This window comes from Streptomyces hyaluromycini (assembly GCF_002217755.1).
Classification (GTDB): Bacteria; Actinomycetota; Actinomycetes; order Streptomycetales; family Streptomycetaceae; genus Streptomyces; species Streptomyces hyaluromycini.
This window is the reverse complement of record NZ_BCFL01000018.1, coordinates 57444-72247: the sequence shown is the minus strand read 5'-3', so window position 1 is coordinate 72247 and position 14804 is coordinate 57444. Positions and strand designations below refer to the sequence as shown.

General features: G+C 71.7%; 14 protein-coding genes. 8 read left to right on the top strand and 6 right to left on the bottom strand.

Annotated features, from left to right (window positions below; translation table 11 throughout):
* Positions 1-13: 13 nt before the first annotated feature.
* Positions 14-865 carry a hypothetical protein gene (locus SSP29_RS13465; RefSeq protein WP_089100855.1) on the bottom strand — a complete coding sequence of 284 codons (852 nt, stop codon included), beginning with the start codon at positions 863-865 and terminating at the stop codon, positions 14-16.
* A complete protein-coding gene (locus SSP29_RS13460) occupies positions 862-1434 on the bottom strand; it encodes a SigE family RNA polymerase sigma factor (protein WP_089100854.1) in 573 nt (190 codons plus the stop codon). Before SSP29_RS13460 ends, SSP29_RS13465 begins: the two co-directional genes overlap by 4 nt.
* Before the next feature lie 283 nt (positions 1435-1717).
* On the opposite strand from SSP29_RS13460, the gene SSP29_RS13455 reads away from it, so the two are divergent.
* The gene (locus tag SSP29_RS13455) at positions 1718-3169 is read left to right on the top strand and encodes an NCS2 family permease (RefSeq protein ID WP_089100853.1); all 1452 of its coding nucleotides are present in this window, start codon (positions 1718-1720) and stop codon (positions 3167-3169) included.
* A gap of 74 nt (positions 3170-3243) precedes the next feature.
* Here the strand turns inward: SSP29_RS13455 and SSP29_RS13450 are convergent, their stop codons facing one another.
* Together SSP29_RS13450 and SSP29_RS13445 are read right to left on the bottom strand one after the other, a co-directional pair.
* The gene (locus SSP29_RS13450) at positions 3244-4704 is read right to left on the bottom strand and encodes a peptidoglycan D,D-transpeptidase FtsI family protein (RefSeq protein WP_089100852.1); all 1461 of its coding nucleotides are present in this window, start codon (positions 4702-4704) and stop codon (positions 3244-3246) included.
* A gap of 84 nt (positions 4705-4788) precedes the next feature.
* Positions 4789-5562: an IclR family transcriptional regulator gene (locus SSP29_RS13445; protein WP_089100851.1), complete on the bottom strand. Its 774-nt coding sequence runs from the start codon at positions 5560-5562 to the stop codon at positions 4789-4791.
* Positions 5563-5718: 156 nt separating this feature from the next.
* Here SSP29_RS13445 and SSP29_RS13440 point away from each other — a divergent pair, with 156 nt between their 5' ends.
* Both SSP29_RS13440 and SSP29_RS13435 read left to right on the top strand, forming a co-directional pair.
* Positions 5719-7248, top strand: coding sequence for an aldehyde dehydrogenase (NADP(+)) (locus SSP29_RS13440; RefSeq protein ID WP_089100850.1), 1530 nt, complete (start codon positions 5719-5721; stop codon positions 7246-7248).
* Between the two features lie 223 nt (positions 7249-7471).
* The gene (locus tag SSP29_RS13435) at positions 7472-8080 is read left to right on the top strand and encodes a DUF1349 domain-containing protein (RefSeq protein ID WP_089100849.1); all 609 of its coding nucleotides are present in this window, start codon (positions 7472-7474) and stop codon (positions 8078-8080) included.
* Here the strand turns inward: SSP29_RS13435 and SSP29_RS13430 are convergent.
* On the bottom strand, positions 8040-9431 hold the full coding sequence (locus SSP29_RS13430) for an MFS transporter (protein WP_089100848.1): 1392 nt from the start codon (positions 9429-9431) through the stop codon (positions 8040-8042). The genes SSP29_RS13435 and SSP29_RS13430 overlap by 41 nt on opposite strands.
* A gap of 70 nt (positions 9432-9501) precedes the next feature.
* Between SSP29_RS13430 and SSP29_RS13425 the strand changes: the two genes are divergently transcribed.
* The 4 genes from SSP29_RS13425 to SSP29_RS13410 all read left to right on the top strand — a co-directional run bounded on the left by SSP29_RS13425 (position 9502) and on the right by SSP29_RS13410 (position 12942).
* On the top strand, positions 9502-10479 hold the full coding sequence (locus tag SSP29_RS13425; protein ID WP_089101595.1) for a GlxA family transcriptional regulator: 978 nt from the start codon (positions 9502-9504) through the stop codon (positions 10477-10479).
* Positions 10476-10979 carry a GNAT family N-acetyltransferase gene (locus SSP29_RS13420; RefSeq protein ID WP_150134093.1) on the top strand — a complete coding sequence of 168 codons (504 nt, stop codon included), beginning with the start codon at positions 10476-10478 and terminating at the stop codon, positions 10977-10979. Before SSP29_RS13425 ends, SSP29_RS13420 begins: the two co-directional genes overlap by 4 nt.
* 64 nt (positions 10980-11043) lie before the next feature.
* On the top strand, positions 11044-11760 hold the full coding sequence (locus SSP29_RS13415; RefSeq protein ID WP_089100847.1) for a DsbA family oxidoreductase: 717 nt from the start codon (positions 11044-11046) through the stop codon (positions 11758-11760).
* Positions 11761-11880: 120 nt separating this feature from the next.
* Positions 11881-12942 (top strand): aminotransferase class V-fold PLP-dependent enzyme, encoded by a 1062-nt coding sequence (locus tag SSP29_RS13410; RefSeq protein WP_089100846.1) that lies wholly within the window; start codon positions 11881-11883, stop codon positions 12940-12942.
* 31 nt (positions 12943-12973) lie between these two features.
* Here SSP29_RS13410 and SSP29_RS13405 read toward each other — a convergent pair whose 3' ends face one another.
* Positions 12974-13474, bottom strand: a complete 501-nt coding sequence (locus SSP29_RS13405) for a MarR family winged helix-turn-helix transcriptional regulator (protein WP_089100845.1) — start codon at positions 13472-13474, stop codon at positions 12974-12976.
* 152 nt (positions 13475-13626) lie between these two features.
* Between SSP29_RS13405 and SSP29_RS13400 the strand changes: the two genes are divergently transcribed.
* A complete protein-coding gene (locus SSP29_RS13400; RefSeq protein WP_089100844.1) occupies positions 13627-14688 on the top strand; it encodes an alkene reductase in 1062 nt (353 codons plus the stop codon).
* Positions 14689-14804 lie beyond the last annotated feature (116 nt).

Here is a 14804-nt window from a genome sequence, read left to right as displayed (position 1 = left end):
AGGCGCCGTATTCCTATGAGTCGCCGTCGGCTGTCGTGTGCGTTGCGAAGTCGCCCGTCACCGCGTACTGCTTGCCCGCCGCGGTGCCGGTGATGGTGTAGCTGTCGTTCTTGGCGTCGCGGCCGCCCTGCTTGTGGTTGTACTGGCCCGCGAACACCCACTCGCCGACCGCGACCTTGCTGCCGGGCTTGAGTGTCCACGTGTAGACCAGGAAGCCGTCCTGCTCGGTGACCGACTGGGTGAAGTCGGTCTCCGGCAGCGAGCGCCAGGCCCCGGCGTTGGACACCCCGCCCGTCTGGGCCACCTTCAGCTGGACGGTGAGTGCCGTCAGCTGCCCCGAGGTCTTCAGGGTCACGTTGGACTGCGCCCAGAAGTCGTTGCTGTGCGGGTCCACCGAGCCGTCCGACCAGAGGGGGCCGTCCTTCTCGCCCTCCGCGACGGGTGCCGCGGGGGTGGCGGAGGCCTTCGGGGTCGACGAAGGCGTCGAACTCGCCTTGGGGGACGCGTTCTTCGAGGGCACGCCGGAAGCCGGCGGGGCGGCCGTGCGGGACGGCGGGCGGCTGGTCGCGTCCGGGGACGCGGAGGGCGTCGGCGACACGGCGACCGTCTTCTCGGTGGGCGGGTCCTTCACGGCCGAGGCGACCGCGTAGCCGCCGACCCCGAGGACCGCGGCGACCGCGGCCGTGGCGCTGACCACCCGGACCCAGCCGAACACGGGCGGAAGGGTGGCGCGATGGTTCGGGCGGCCCTGCGCGGCCATGCCCCGCTCGACCCGGGCCAGGATCCGGGCGCGGTCGGGTTCGTGCGCCTCGGCCGCCTCGTGCAGCCGGGCGCGCAGCTCGTCGTGCACGTCCTGCTGCCTCATCGGTTCCTTCCTCCGCTCTCCCCGGTCCGCGGCACCATCGCCGCGTGCACCCTCTGCGGAACACCCTGCGAGTCGCCGAGCAGCCGCTGCAGCTCAGCCATGCCCTTCGACGTCTGGCTCTTAACGGTACCCACCGAGATCCCCAGGGCGAGCGCGGTGTCCTTCTCCGACAGGTCGAACGCATGCCGGAGCACCACACACGCCCGCTTGCGGAACGGCAGACGGCGCAACGCCCCCTGTACGTCGACCACGCCGGCGACGTCGGGGTTCTCGGCGGTCTCCTCGCGGTGCGACCAGAACAGGGCGATACGGCGCCGCTCGCGCACGGCGCTGCGGATGCGGGTGCGGGCCAGGTTGGCGACGACACCGCGGGCGTAGGCGACCGGGTGGTCGGCGGCCCGGACCCGGTCCCAGCGGTGCCACAGCGCCAGCAGGGCGTCGGCGGCCAGATCGTCGGCGGCGTCCGCCTCACCGGTCAGCAGATGGGCGAGACGGGCGAGTTCGGCGTAGTGGCGTTCGAAGAAGGCATGGAACTCCACGGAGGCGGCGTCGTCGACGACTGAGCCCACGGGTGACCTCTTCTGTCAGGGATTCTGTGTCATGTAGATGACATGCGGCGGCTTGCGAGTATCCGGAGGAACGTTCCGGCGAGATCCGGAGCGTAGCAGTGATCATTTCGTGTGCGTCGTACGGGGGTTCGATGTGCTTCGTGCGAGGGGCCGGACGCGGTGTGGTCCACCGAACCACACCGAGGGCGATTCCGTAACACGGGGAAAACCTGAAACAGGTTCAGCGCGGGAACAATCCAGCCAGCATCCGCACACGCACGCTCAGGGGACGAGGAGTACGACCATGTCCGAGACGCAGAAGGCGGTCCGGCCGCAGGGGGCCGCGCCACCTGCCGGGAACGGCGTCGACCGGTTCTTCAAGATCTCCGAACGGGGATCCACCTTCGGCCGCGAGATACGCGGCGGCTTCGCCACGTTCTTCACCATGGCCTACATCCTTGTCCTGAACCCCATCATCCTCGGCAGCGCCAAGGACAAGTTCGGCCACACCCTCGACACCGGCCAACTCGTCACCGCCACCGCGCTGGTGGCCTGCGTCATGACGGTCGTCATGGGCGTCGGCGGCAACCTGCCCCTCGCCATCGCCGCCGGTCTCGGCCTCAACGCCGTCGTGGCCTTCCAGCTGGCACCGCTGATGAGCTGGTCCGACGCGATGGGCCTGGTCGTCCTCGAAGGCCTGCTGATCTGTGTGCTCGTCCTGACCGGCCTGCGCAAGGCGATCATGAACGCCATCCCGCAGCAGCTGAAGCAGGCGATCGGTGTCGGCATCGGCCTGTTCATCGCGTTCATCGGCTTCGTCGACGCGGGCTTCGTCAGCCGGATCCCGGACGCCGCGGACACCACCGTGCCGGTGCAGCTGGGTGCCGTCGGACGGCTCACCGGCTGGCCCGTGCTCGTCTTCTGTGTTGGCGTGCTCCTGACCATCGCGCTGGTCGCGCGCAAGGTGAAGGGCGCGATCCTGATCAGCATCGTCACGATGACCGTCGTGGCGGTCGTCATCAACTCCGCCGCCGACGTCAAGAGCTGGGGCCTGACCACGCCGAAGATCCCCGACAAGATCGTGGGCACGCCCGACTTCGGGCTCGTCGGTCACTTCAGCCTGTTCGGCGGTTTCGCCAAGGCCGGCGTCCTGACGGCCGTACTGCTGGTCTTCACCCTGATCCTGTCCGACTTCTTCGACGCCATGGGCACGATCGTCGGCATCAGCGCGGAGGCCGGGCTGCTCGACGACCAGGGGCAGGTGCCGGGCATCGGGCGGGTGCTGTTCATCGACGGCGCGGCGGCGGTGGCCGGCGGCCTCGGCTCGGCCTCCTCCAACACGGCGTACATCGAGTCGGCGGCGGGGGTGGGGGAGGGCGCGCGCACCGGCTTCGCCAACCTGGTCACCGGCGGCCTGTTCGGCCTGGCCCTCTTCCTCACTCCGCTGCTCACCATCGTCCCGCTCCAGGCGGCGGCGCCCGCGCTGATCGCCGTGGGCTTCCTGATGATGACCCACGTCAAGCACATCGACTGGGACAAGTACGAGATCGCGATCCCGGCGTTCCTGACGATCGCCGCGATGCCGTTCACCTACTCCATCACGGACGGCATCGGGGCGGGGTTCCTGGCGTACGTCGTGATCAAGGCGGTGCTGGGGAAGGCGAAGGAGGTCAACTGGCTGCTGTGGGCCGTTTCGGCGCTGTTCCTGGTGTACTTCGCGATTGATCCGGTGGAGCAGGTGCTCGGCGTGAAGTGAAGCGCCCCGTAGGGGCGCGGGGAACTGCGCGACCAGCCACGACGAAACCCGCAGCCGATCGCGCAGGGAACCCCCTAGTTCTTCAACGCCGCCTCCATCATCGCCTTCGCCACCGGTGCCGCCAGCCCGTTGCCGCTGACCTCCGACCGTGCCGCGTCCGACTGCTCGACCAGGACCGCCACCGCGACCTCCTTGCCCGTGCTGTCGGACTTGCCGTACGACGTGAACCAGGCGTACGGCGTCTTGCTGTTGTTCTCGCCGTGCTGGGCCGTGCCCGTCTTGCCGCCCACCGTCACGCCGTCGATCAGCGCGTTGGTGCCCGTGCCGTCCTTGACGACCGTCTGCATCGCGGACTGCAACTGCTCCGCGGTCGAGGAACTGACGATCTGCTTGCTGCTCGCCTCGTCGTCGTAGTCCTTCAGCACGTCACCACCGCTGTTCGTGATCTGCGAGACCATATGCGGGGAGACCAGCTTGCCGCCGTTGGCTATGGCGGCCGACACCATGGCCATCTGGAGCGGGGTCGCCGTGACGTCGAACTGGCCGATGCCGGAGAGGCCGGTCTGGGCCTTGTCCATGTTCGACGGGTACACGCTGGCGTAGGCCCGCACCGGCGTGTCCAGCTTGTCGTCGTCGAAGCCGAACTTCTCGGCCATCGCCCTGACCTTGTCCTGGCCCAGGTCGACGGCCATCTTCCCGAAGACGTTGTTGCAGGAGTAGCGCAGGGCCGTGCGGATCGAGGCGTTCTCGCAGGGCGCCGAGGTGTTCTCGTTCTTCAGCGGGGTCGTCGTGCCGGGCAGGGTGTACGGGTCCGGGCTCTCGGTCTTCGTGTCGACGTTCGCGTAGAGGCCGTCCTCCAGCGCCGCCGCCGCGACCACCAGCTTGAACGTCGAGCCCGGCGGCAGCGGCTGGCGCAGCGCCCGGTTGGTGAGCGGCTTGTCGCTGTCGGCGGTCAGCTTCTTCCAGGCCGCACCGGCGGTGTTGGCGTCGGTGAGCGAGGAGGGGTCGTACGACGGGGTCGACACGACCGCCAGGATCTTGCCGGTCTCCGGGTCGATCGCGACCGCCGCGCCCTTCTTGCCGCCGAGCGCCCGGTACGCCGCCTTCTGGACGCCCGGGTCGATCGTCGTGATCACGTTGCCCGGCTCGGCACGCTCGCCGGTGACCGTGTCCATGACCGTCTTGAGCCGGTTGTCGGTGCCGTTCAGCAGGTCCTGGTAGATGCCCTCCAGCTGGGTCGGGGCATAGCTCTGCGAGGCATAGCCCGTCACCGCCGCGTAGAGCTTGCCGTCCGTGTACGTGCGCTTGTACTTGAGGTCGCTGCTGCCCGACGTCCTGGCCGAGCCGGTGATCGACTCACCGGCCACGATGATGTTCCCGAGCGGCTGCGAGTACGTCTCGATGACGTTGCGCCGGTTGTTCGTGTTGTCCGCGAGGGCCTGGCCGTCGTAGAACTGCACCCATGTCGCCCTGACCAGCAGAGCGAGCACGAGCAGCAGCGCGAAGACGGACGCCCGCCTGATCGTCTTGTTCATCCCGCTCAGACAGACGAGCGAAGACGGGGTCTCCGTTCCCTGCGGACGGATTTCTCATGGGCTGCTCACGCGAGCCCCGCCGGGTCAGAGCCGGCGCGTCGCCAGCGTCAGGCGGTCCCGCGCGTCGAACAGGGCGTCCTTGATCATCTGTTCGTGGGCCGGAGTGAGGCGGGCCACCGGGACCGAGCAGCTGATCGCGTCGCGGGCCGGGGTGCGGTAGGGGATCGCCACGCCGAAGCAGCGCAGCCCGAGCGTGTTCTCCTCGCGGTCGATCGCGAAGCCCTGCTCACGGATCTGGTGGAGCTCCTCGATGAGCTTCTCGCGGTCCGTGATGGTGTGCTCGGTGAGAGGGGGGAGCGTCTCCGGCAGCAGTTTGCGGACCTGCTCGTCGGTGTGGGTGGCGAGCAGCGCCTTGCCGAGCGAGGTGGAGTGCGCGGGCAGGCGGCGGCCGACCCGGGTGAAGGGGCGCAGGTAGTGCTGGGACTGCCGGGTGGCCAGGTAGACCACGTTCGTGCCGTCGAGACGCGCGAGGTGGATGGTCTCCGTGGTGTCGTCGGAGAGCCGGTCCAGGGTCGGGCGGGCCGCGGCGACCACCTCGTCGCCGTCGATGTACGACGTGCCGACCAGCAGGGCCCGCACCCCGATGCCGTACCGGGTGCCGGTCGCGTCCGTCTCCACCCAGCCCAGCTCTACCAGGGTGCGCAGCAGCATGTAGAGACTGGACTTGGGATATCCGACGGCCTCCTGGACGGCCGCGAGGGAGTGCATACCGGGCCGGCCGGCGAAGTACTCCAGCAACTCCACGGTCCGTACCGCGGACTTGACCTGTGCCCCGCCGCCTGTCTCGCCTGCCGACATCGCCCTTGACCCCTTCGTTGGACGAGAAACCGTGGTTATAGTCTCCAACAGCATATTCATCATCAGAGACAGCGTTCAGTATATCGAACATCCCTGGTGAATGACCCGGATATGACCCGGATATTGCGGCAGAACGCAACCATGGAGGGACCCGCGGTGGCAGCAGCACCAGTCTGGAGTGTCGACCCGCGCACCGGGAAGCAGCGTGAACAGGTTGCGGTGGAGGCCACAGCCGAGGAGGTCGACGCCGTCGTCACGGCCGCGCACGCCGCCCGTGGCTTCCTCGCCGACCGTACGGTCCGCGCCGCCTTCCTGCGCTCGGCCGCCGCCGGACTCGACGCGGCGAAGGACCGGCTGGTCGAGGCCGCCGACGCGGAGACCGCGCTCGGCCCCGTCCGGCTGACCGGGGAACTTGCCCGTACCGTCTACCAGCTGCGGGCCTTCGCCGACATCGTGGACGAGGGCGCCTTCCTCGACGTCATCATCAACCACCCCGACGCCACCGCCACCCCGCCCATCCCGGACCTGCGCCGCTACAAGGTCCCGCTGGGTGTCGTCGCCGTCTACTCGGCCTCCAACTTCCCCTTCGCCTTCTCCGTCGCCGGCGGCGACACCGCGAGCGCGCTGGCCGCCGGCAACCCGGTCGTCGTCAAGGCCCACCCCGACCACCCGGCCCTGTCCGAGCTGGTCGCCAAGGTGCTGCGCCTGGCCGCGGCCGAGCACGGCATCCCGGAGGCCGTCGTCGGTCTCGTGCACGGCTTCCAGGCCGGCATCGAGCTGATCGGGCACCCGCTGGTCGCCGCCGCGGGCTTCACCGGTTCCGTCCGGGGCGGGCGTGCGCTCTTCGACGCGGCCGCCGCGCGTCCGGTGCCGATCCCCTTCCACGGCGAGCTGGGCTCCCTGAACCCGGTCCTCGTCACGGAGGCCGCGGCCACCGAGCGGGCCGAGGAGATCGGTACCGGGCTCGCCGGGTCGATGACGCTGGGCGTCGGGCAGTTCTGCGTGAAGCCGGGCCTGGTGCTGGTGCCGGCCGGCGCCGCCGGTGACGGCCTGGTCAAGTCCCTCACGGACGCGGTCAGCAACACCGACGCGGGCGTGCTGCTCGACCACCGGATGCGGGACAACTTCGTCGCCGGGGTCGCCGAGCGTGCCGGACTCCCCGACGTGGAGACCCCGGTGACGCCCGGGGCGGGCGGCGAGCACACCGTGAGCGCCGGGTTCCTGACGGTGCCGGCGGCGAGGCTGGGCGAGGAGGGGGTCCATGACCTGCTCATCGAGGAGTGCTTCGGGCCGGTGACCGTGGTGGTCCGCTACGAGGACCGGGGCGAGGCGACGGCGGTGCTGTCGCGGCTGCCGGGGAACCTCACGGCGACGGTGCATGTCTCTGCCGAGGAGGCCGCGGGGGAGGGGCTGGGGGCGGAGATCCTCGCGGAGCTGACGCCGCTGGCCGGGCGCGTGCTGGTGAACGGCTGGCCGACGGGGGTCGCCGTGGCCCCGGCCCAGCATCACGGCGGGCCGTACCCGGCCACCACGTCGACGTCGACTTCCGTGGGCGGTACGGCCATTGAGCGGTGGCTGCGGCCGGTGGCCTATCAGGGGGCGCCGGAGGCTTTGCTGCCGGCCGAGCTGAAGGACGGCAATCCGCTGGGGCTTCCTCGGCGGTTCAACGGGGTTCTGGAGCGGTAGCGCCGTGGGGGCGTGGGGTGGTTCGGCGGCTGCGGGTTGTTCGTGGCTGGTCGCGCAGTTCCCCGCGCCCCTTCAGGTTGGCTGGGCCTGTCCTGGCTTTCATGCTCGGCCCCGCGCCCCTTTGGGGCGGCTGGGCTTGCCCTGGCTTTCATGCTCGGCCCCGCGCAGCATTGGGTTGGTTGGCCGTGCGCATGTCGGATGGTTCTGCTGACAGAATCTGACCATGGACGTCGAACTTCCCGAACTTCCTTTCTCCCTCCGTACCTATGGGCCCGACGGGCACTGGTTCTATGAGGACGGGGTGCTCACCGGGTGGGCCGGGGCCCGGCAGGACCGGTTCGTGTCGCCCACCGGGGAGGCGCTGGATCCCGCCTCGGACGCGCCCCGGCTGCTCGGGGCGCCCGAAGGGGACTTCCAGCTGATCGCCCGGGTCACCGTCGGGTTCGGTGCCGCCTTCGACGCCGGTGTGCTGTACGTCCACGTCGGCGACCGGGCCTGGGCCAAGCTCTGCCTGGAGAACTCCCCGGACGTGCCCACCGTCTGCACCGTGGTCACCCGGGGGCACTCCGACGACTCCAACGCCTTCACGGTGGAGGGAAGTTCGGTCTGGCTGCGGATCAGCCGGACCGGGCGGGCGCTCGCCTTCCACGCCTCCCGGGACGGCAAGAAGTGGGTCTTCGTGCGGCTGTTCACCCTGGGCGGCGAGAAGGAGACGGAGGGCGCCCTGGTCGGCTTCATGACCCAGTCGCCGATGGGGGAGGGGTGCGTGGTGACGTACGACCACATCGAGTTCAGGCCCGACTGGCCGGCCGACCTGCGCGACGGAAGCTGAGGACGAAGGTCGCGGCGAACAGGGCCGCGGCCAGCGTCAGACTCGCCCGCATCCCGGCGGCGAAGCCGCCGCCGACCAGGGCGCCGAACACCGCGATCCCGAGTCCGCCGGCCACCTGCCGGGCCGCGTTGAGCACCCCGGCCGCCAGGCCGGCCCGCTCGGCCGGTACGGACTCCATCATCACGACGGTCAGCGGCGGCACGGTCAGCGCGCAGCCGAGCGCCATCGGGACCAGCAGGACGGCCACCACGACGGCGGGCGTGCCGGAGCCGACGGACAGCAGGCCCAGCAGGCCGGCCGCGGCCAGCGCCTGGCCGATCAGCATCGGCAGCCGCGGGCCGTGGCGGGCGGTCAGCTTTCCGGACACCACGTTGGTCACCCCGATCAGCCCGGACATCGGCAGGAACAGCAGCCCGGTGTACAGCGCCGAACGGCCCTGGACCTGCTGGAAGAAGAGCGAGAAGACGAACACCACGCCGTAGAAGGCCACGCTGCACGCCGCCCCGGCCGCCACGGACACCCGTACCGCCCGGTCCCGGAACAGCTCCAGGGGGACCACCGGGTGCGCCTGCCGTCGCTCGACGCGGGCGAACAGGACGGCGCCGGCCAGCGCCACGGCGAAGGCCGCGAGTCCTGTCGTACCGCCCTCGATGACCGCGAAGGTGAGGGCGGTGAGGGTGACGACGGCGATGAGCTGGCCGGGCAGGTCCAGCGGGGCCGGGCGGCGCTCCGAGCGCGGGGCGCGCACCAGCAGGAGCAGGGCGACCGCCCCGAGCGGCAGGTTGATGAAGAAGATCCCGCGCCAGTCCCAGGCCGCGGTCAGCGCCCCGCCCGCCACCGGGCCCAGCGCCAGCGCGACCGAGCCACCGGCTCCCCACAGCGCCACCGCCTTCGCGCGCTGTGCGGGATCCGCGTACGCATGCCGTACCAGGGAGAGCGACGCCGGGAGGACGACGGCCGCCGCGGCGCCCTGCACCACGCGCGCGCCGATCAGCACCGGGAGGGTCGGGGCCAGGCCGCAGGCCGCCGAGGCGAGGGTGAAGACGGCGATACCGATGCCGTACGCCCGGCTCGCGCCGGCCCGGTCCGCGAAGGCGCCGGTGGAGAGCATCAGGGCGGCGAAGGCCAGCGTGTAGGCGTCCACCGTCCACTGGAGTCCGGACAGGCCGCCGCCGAGCGCCGAGCCGATCGCGGGCAGGGCCACGTTCACCACGGACGCGTCGAGGGTGATGAGCGCGAAGCCCAGCAGGGCGGCGGTCAGGGTGAGGGCGGGGGTGTGGCTCGGCCCCTTCCTCAACTCGCCTTTTCCGGCGTCGAGTCGGGCGGGCCGTCGGGTCTGGTCGGTTGGCATGGCTCCATGCTGCTGACCGGGCGCGGCGTAGAGTAGTGGCCCGAACGCCATGCATCCGGAGGTTCTGGCCATGCTGCGAGTCGCGGTCGTCGCGTCCCCGCCCGTGTCGATGTTCAACCTCGCCATTCCGGAGCTGCTGTTCGACAAGGTCGAGGTCGACGGGCGGCCCGGGTACGAGGTGGTGATCTGCGCGCCCGACCCCGGCCCGGTGCCCACGACGGGCGGCCTGGACCTGCACGTCCCGCACGGGCTGGAGGTGCTGCGGGAGGCGGACACCGTGATCGTGGCCGGCACCGGCAAGCTCTACTCGCCGGACCCCCGGGTGCTGGTGGCGCTGCGCGAGGCCGCCGACGCGGGGGTGCGCATCGCCTCCATCTGCACCGGCGCCTTCTCCCTCGCGGAGGCCGGACTGCTCAAGGGGCGGAGGGCGACCACCTACTGGACGCACGCCGACGAACTGCGCCGCCGGCACCCCGATGTCGACGTCCAGGGCGACGTCCTCTACGCCCAGGACGGCCCCTTCCTCACCTCCTCCGGCTACGCCGCCGGCATCGACCTGTGCCTGCACCTCGTCCGCACCGACTACGGCGCCGCCGTCGCCAACGAGGTCGCCCGCCTCGCCCTGGTCGCGCCCGTACGGCCGGGCGGGCAGACCCAGTTCACCCACACCCCGCTGCCGCCCGAGCGCGGGAGCGCCTGCGCCGACACCCGCGGCTGGGCCATGCGCAACCTCGACAAGCCGCTCACCCTCACCGACCTGGCCCGGCACGCCGGGGTCTCCGTGCGCACCCTCACCCGCCGTTTCCACGCCGAGAGCGGGGTCAGCCCGCTGCAGTGGCTGCTGCACCAGCGCGTGGAGCGGGCCAGGGAGTTGCTGGAGACCACCACGCTCCCCATGGACCAGGTGGCCGCCGCCTGCGGCCTCGGCACCGCCGACTCCCTCCGTGCCCACCTGGTCCGCCGCACCGGTCTCACCCCGACCGCCTACCGGGCCCAGTTCAGCCGGCTCGGAACCGGCGCGGACGCGGTCACGTCCTCCCTGGCATGATCAGTGACAGTGTGAAGGGGCTCCGCGTGATCCGTACGGCCCTGTCCGCGGAGGCGGAGACGATCGCGGCGCTGCACCACCGGGCCCGGTCGACGTACTACCCGGACGGCCTCCCGGACGACGGCATCGACTGGACGGCCGCCTGGCGCGGCGCCGTCGAACGGCCCGACGGGCAGGTGCTGTGCGTGGTGGAAGCGGGCGCCATCATCGGGGTCGCCTCCTTCCGCACCCCGGAGGGCGCCGCTGCCGAAACGGTCAAGCTGTTCCAGTTCCATGTCGACCCCGACCGCTGGCGTGCCGGTGTCGGCACCGCCCTGCACACCGCCTGTCTGGAACAGTGGCGGGCCGACGGCAGGCGGACCGCCGTGCTGGACGTGCACGTCGACAACCGGCGGGCCCAGGCCTTCTACGCCCGCCAGGGCTGGGTGCCGGACCCGGAGAACCCGCCGGCCGAGGGCGATCACCACGTGTACCTGCGGTACGCGGTGGGCGGGGAATGACGCTGGCTGTTTGAAGGTTCAGGTAGTTGAGAGACCTCTTGTGACTACCTGGAGAGCCGACAACATGCGCGTCGAGATCTGGTCCGATATCGCTTGCCCCTGGTGCTATGTCGGGAAAGCGCGTTTTGAGAAGGCGCTCGCCGCTTTCCCGCACCGCGACGACGTCGAGGTCGTGCACCGCTCCTTCGAGCTGGACCCCGGCCGCGCCAAGGACGACGTCCAGCCCGTGCTCGCCATGCTCACCAGGAAGTACGGCATGAGCGAGGCGCAGGCCCAGGCCGGCGAGGACAACCTGGGCGCGCAGGCCGCCGCCGAGGGCCTGGCGTACCGCACCCGTGGCCGCGACCACGGCAACACCTTCGACCTGCACCGGCTGCTGCACTTCGCCAAGGAGCAGGGCCGCCAGGACGAGCTGATCCAGATCCTGTACCGGGCGAACTTCGCCGAGGAGCGGTCCGTCTTCAGCGAGGGCGAGGAGCGGCTCGTGGAGCTGGCCGCGGAGGCCGGGCTGGACGCGGCGGCCGTGCGCGAGGTGCTCGCCGACCCCTCCCGCTACGCCGACGAGGTCCGCGCCGACGAGCGCGAGGCCGCCGAGCTCGGTGCGAACGGGGTGCCGTTCTTCGTCCTCGACCGGAAGTACGGGGTCTCGGGGGCCCAGCCCGCCGAGGTGTTCACGCAGGCGCTCAGCCAGGCCTGGGGAGCGCGTCCCCCGCTGAAGCTCATCGACGAGGGCGGCGCGGAGGCCTGCGGTCCGGACGGGTGCGCGGTGCCGCAGCACTGAGACACGGCCGGGCCAGGCACGGGAAAAGTCCAGGTCAGGGCCGTCGTATAAGCGTCGCTTAGCGGATCCACGTAAAAATCCGCAATGGACGGGGGGTTCCCCGGGCCGCAGAGTGGACGCATGGAGACCACGGAGACGTTCGAGAGCCTCGTCCGCGCCGAGTTCACCCCGAAGAGCACCTACCTCAACACCGCCAGCAACGGCCTGCTGCCCGCCCGTACCGTGGCCGCCCTGCACGAGGCGGCAGTGCTGCGGGCCGAGGGCCGGCCCCTGACCTCGCTGTACGAGGACGTCGAGGCGTGCCGGGCCGGCTACGCCCGGCTCGCCGGCGTCCCGGCCACCCGGGTCGCGGCGGGCGCCTCGGTCGCCGCGCACTCCGGCGTGATCGCCGCCTCGCTGCCGGCCGGCGCCGAAGTCCTCACCGCCGAGGACGACTTCACCTCCGTGCTGAACCCCTTCCACGTCCGCGGCGACCTCAAGGTCCGCGCGGTGCCGCTGGAGCGCCTCGCCGAGTCCGTCCGGCCGGGCACCGCCCTCGTCGCGGTCAGCGCGGCGCAGTCGGCGGACGGCCGGATCGCCGACCTGCCCGCGCTGCGCGAGGCCGCCCGCGCGCACGGGGCCCGCACCTACGTCGACTTCTCCCAGGCGGCCGGCTGGCTGCCGATGGACGCCGACGCGTACGACTTCACCGCGTCCGTCTCCTTCAAGTGGCTGCTCGGCCCGCACGGCGCGGCCTTCCTCGTGGTCCCCGAGGACTTCGGCGGGCTGACCCCGGTCCTCGCGGGCTGGGTCGCGGGCGAGGAGCCGTGGGACAGCTGCTACGGCCCGGTCGCCGAACTCGCCCACTCCGCCCGGCGGTTCGACCTCACCCACGCCCTGTTCACGTTCGCCGGCCTGCGCCGCTCGCTCGACCTGATCGAGGAACTCGGCGTGGCCGCCGTGCACGCCCACGACGTGGGCCTCGCCGACCGGTTCCGCGCCGGGCTCGCGGCCCTCGGACACGAGCCGGTGCCCGCCCCCGGCTCGGCGATCGTCTCGGTTCCCGGGCTCGGCGGCCGTCAGCCCGAGCTGAGCCGGGCCGGCATCGAGGTCTCCAACCGCGCGGGCAACCTGCGCGCGGCCTTCCACCTCTTCAACACGCCCGCCGACGTGGACCGCCTGCTCGACGCCCTCGCGGGCTGACCGGGCCGGCCTGCCGGAGCCGCCCCGGACGTCAGGTCCGTGCCGCGTTGCGGGTCCACAGGTTGGCCTCGACCCGGCCGAGCAGGGTGAGCAGCTGCTCGCGCTCGGCCGGGTCCAGACCGGCGAGGCTCTCCTCCTCCAGCGCGGTCCACACCCGCTCCACCTCGGTCAGCAGCCGGGCCCCGGACTCGGTGGCCTCCACCAGTACCGCGCGCCGGTCCGCGGGGTCCGGCAGCCGCCGCACCTGGCCGGCCTGCTCCAGCCGCTGGAGCATCTTGGTCACCGTGGAGGGGTCCAGGCCGAGCATCTTTATCAGGTCCGCCTGCCGGGCCGGGCCGCTCTCCCACAGGTGCATCATCACCAGCTCCTGGCCCGGATAGAGGCCGAGCCCGCGCAGCAGCCCGGCGGCGGCGGTGCGGTGCAGCCGCGCCACCCGGCTCAGCGCGTGGCTGACCGGACCGCCCTGGGCGGCCGCGGGCAGCACACAGCCGCATCCGGCCGCGTGCGCCGCCGGTTCCTTGGTGGCGTCCATCGTCGCTCCCGCACCTCTCCGACTTCCGGGTAACCGTCCTCGAAGCCTACTCAGACCCGCTCGGAGGGATTTAATTGGTCGGCCAATGACTGGGGTAGAGTAGGCGGCGCCGTTTTACGTGGCCGACCAATAAAAGTATCCCTGGAGACGCCGTGACCACTGCCTTCGAACCGATCGACCTTCCCGGGCACCGCCTGGCCAACCGCATCGCGATGGCTCCGATGACGCGCAGCCGTGCCGCACAGGGCGGTCTGCCCACCGCGCTCATGGCGGAGTACTACACCCAGCGCGCCTCCGCGGGCCTGATCGTGACCGAGGGCATCCAGCCCTCGGCGGTCGGCCAGGGCTACCCGGACACCCCCGGCCTGCACACCGCCGAGCAGATCGCCGCCTGGCGCACCGTCACCGACGCCGTGCACGCCGCCGGCGGCCTGATCTTCGCCCAGCTCATGCACACGGGCCGGATCGGCCACCCCGACCTGCTGCCGGACGGGCTGGTCAACGTCGCGCCCTCCGCGGTCACCGCCCGCGGCCAGGTGTACACCCACGAGGGCCCGAAGGACTTCGTCGAGCCGCGCGCGCTGACCGACGGCGAGGTCCACGCCACCGTCGCCGAGTACGCGGCCGCCGCCCGGGCCGCCGTGGCGGCCGGTTTCGACGGCGTCGAACTGCACGGCGCCAACGGTTACCTGATCCACCAGTTCCTGGCCCCGGGCAGCAACCGGCGCACCGACGAGTGGGGCGGCTCCCCGGCCGCCCGCATCCGGTTCGCGGTGGCGGCCGTCAAGGCGGTGGCGGAGGCCGTCGGCGCCGAGCGCACCGCCCTGCGGCTGTCCCCGGGCAACCCGTTCAACGACATCGACGAGCCCGAGCCGGAGCCGGCGTACACGGCGCTGGTCGACGCGGTGGAGCCGCTGGGCCTGGCGTATCTGCACGTGATGGAGGTACCGGGCACCCGGGAGCTGACCACCGCGCTGCGCAAGCGGTTCAGCGGGGTGTTCGTCCTCAACCCGGCGACCGAGGGCCCCACCGGCCCGGCGGCCCTCGCCCTCGTCGAGGACGGCACGGCCGACCTCGTCTCCTACGGACAGCTCTTCCTCGCCAACCCGGACCTCCCGGCCCGGCTCAGGGCCGGCGGCCCGTTCAACACCGCGAACCCGGCGACGTTCTACGGCGGCGGGGCCGAGGGATACACGGACTACCCGGCACTGTGACACGGCCCGGGGGCCGCCACGGCGGACGGGCGTGCAGTCCCGCGCCCTGACGAACTCGGCCCGCCGTACCCGTGCCGCGGCGTCAAAGCGGCCGCCTGAGGTGCGCGGACACGCCC

What these genes read in the sequence shown, in the direction of transcription:
- SSP29_RS13465 (WP_089100855.1), bottom strand. Translation starts at nt 865, where the DNA reads ATGAGGCAGCAGGACGTGCACGACGAGCTGCGCGCCCGGCTGCACGAG.
- SSP29_RS13455 (WP_089100853.1), top strand. Translation starts at nt 1,718, where the DNA reads ATGTCCGAGACGCAGAAGGCGGTCCGGCCGCAGGGGGCCGCGCCACCT.
- SSP29_RS13450 (WP_089100852.1), bottom strand. Translation starts at nt 4,704, where the DNA reads ATGAACAAGACGATCAGGCGGGCGTCCGTCTTCGCGCTGCTGCTCGTG.
- SSP29_RS13445 (WP_089100851.1), bottom strand. Translation starts at nt 5,562, where the DNA reads ATGTCGGCAGGCGAGACAGGCGGCGGGGCACAGGTCAAGTCCGCGGTA.
- SSP29_RS13435 (WP_089100849.1), top strand. Translation starts at nt 7,472, where the DNA reads ATGGACGTCGAACTTCCCGAACTTCCTTTCTCCCTCCGTACCTATGGG.
- SSP29_RS13430 (WP_089100848.1), bottom strand. Translation starts at nt 9,431, where the DNA reads ATGCCAACCGACCAGACCCGACGGCCCGCCCGACTCGACGCCGGAAAA.
- SSP29_RS13425 (WP_089101595.1), top strand. Translation starts at nt 9,502, where the DNA reads ATGCTGCGAGTCGCGGTCGTCGCGTCCCCGCCCGTGTCGATGTTCAAC.
- SSP29_RS13420 (WP_150134093.1), top strand. Translation starts at nt 10,476, where the DNA reads ATGATCAGTGACAGTGTGAAGGGGCTCCGCGTGATCCGTACGGCCCTG.
- SSP29_RS13415 (WP_089100847.1), top strand. Translation starts at nt 11,044, where the DNA reads ATGCGCGTCGAGATCTGGTCCGATATCGCTTGCCCCTGGTGCTATGTC.
- SSP29_RS13410 (WP_089100846.1), top strand. Translation starts at nt 11,881, where the DNA reads ATGGAGACCACGGAGACGTTCGAGAGCCTCGTCCGCGCCGAGTTCACC.
- SSP29_RS13405 (WP_089100845.1), bottom strand. Translation starts at nt 13,474, where the DNA reads ATGGACGCCACCAAGGAACCGGCGGCGCACGCGGCCGGATGCGGCTGT.